This window comes from Bartonella sp. AP57NXGY (assembly GCF_042195805.1).
GTDB lineage: Bacteria > Pseudomonadota > Alphaproteobacteria > Rhizobiales > Rhizobiaceae > Bartonella.
Genome location: NZ_JBHIOZ010000053.1, coordinates 1 through 1,362, shown reverse-complemented (window position 1 = coordinate 1,362; position 1,362 = coordinate 1). Strand labels below are relative to the sequence as shown.

Below are 1,362 nucleotides of genomic sequence, written 5' to 3'. Positions count from 1 at the left end.
TTGCCTGCAATTGCGGATGCTGTAAAGGATTATTTGACTATTTTAGTGGACTCAGGTGTTCGTTCTGGTCTTGATGTTGTACGCATGATAGCACAAGGTGCGGATGCTGTTATGATTGGCCGTGCTTTTGTTTATGCGCTTGCAGCAGCAGGTAAGAAAGGTGTTATGCATCTCCTTGATCTTTTTGCCAATGAAATGCGGGTAGCTATGACACTGACTGGTACTCAGACAATCAAAGATATTACACGCAAGAGTTTAGTAAATATAGATGTTTTTAAGCAATGAAAGCAATATGTTATACTTCTTTCAGAAAAAGAAAGTCTTTTTATAGAGGAGCATAATTATATATTTTAAAAATATGTTGACAGTTAAAGTTAAATAGAAAAGATCAATAAGCTCCTCTATAAAATCACAGAAAATACTCAGTAACTACAATAATATTAAGTATTAATAATAATAAACACGAAAAAAAACAATAATAACATTGCATACATATTTTATTTACTTTATTAAAAGCTCATTCTACGGATAAAAAGGAACAAGCGCTGATATTAAAGGTAAAACAACTGTTGATATAGAAAAAATAGATATAAATAATGCTGTGAGCATTTTTCCCTCCTATATATAAAAAACATTAAAATATAATATGTTAATTACTTCTTTTCCATATTGGCATAAAACGTAAATTTATAAAATCCATTTAGTTTTATTTTAATATAAATAATATTAGTTATAGTATATAAATAAAATTATTAAAAATGTCAATATGTATTTATTTTAATCTATAATTATAATAAAAAATGTATCTAATAAATAATATTTCTATAATCTATATATTATTTATATTAAGTTCATTGGATAATATATTATATGGATGTGATATTGTTTTTATGGAGTACATTTTTAAGCAATGAAAAAAAATATCCGTACTATCTTTAAAAAAGCTCGTTTACTGAGAGCAAAACTGCGTGAATTAATGTGCTTTTCTTTCTTGTTTTCTCAATGATTTATGATGTTTTTGAACTGGCGAGCATATTAGGAAGCAGTTGAATATTTTTTGTATAGTATGTCATTTCTAACACTATTTATGCGTTCTCGATTGATTTTATAACTTGTTAAAATATCCAGTTCATTTTTATTGCAGATGGGGATGGTGGGGGGCCTAATGATACAAATTGGCATAGAATGTTTTGTTCCATAAGCGATTTAACAATTGCATCTCCAAGCTTCTCCTTTGATACTATGCTCTTCATAGACAACAACAGATTGGTGAGATTGGCATAACTCTAGCACTGATCTATTATCTCAAAGTTGAATTGTTGGCACACTTGTAAGCGTTGGGATAACTTCATGTTTTTTGAA

1 protein-coding gene is annotated in these 1,362 nt (G+C 28.5%); it reads left to right on the top strand.

Going from position 1 to position 1,362, the window contains the following annotated elements; genetic code table 11:
* A partial coding sequence (locus tag ACFIL8_RS06140) for an alpha-hydroxy-acid oxidizing protein (protein ID WP_375689142.1) occupies window positions 1-285 on the top strand: 285 nt, incomplete at its 5' end.
* Window positions 286-1,362: the final 1,077 nt, after the last annotated feature.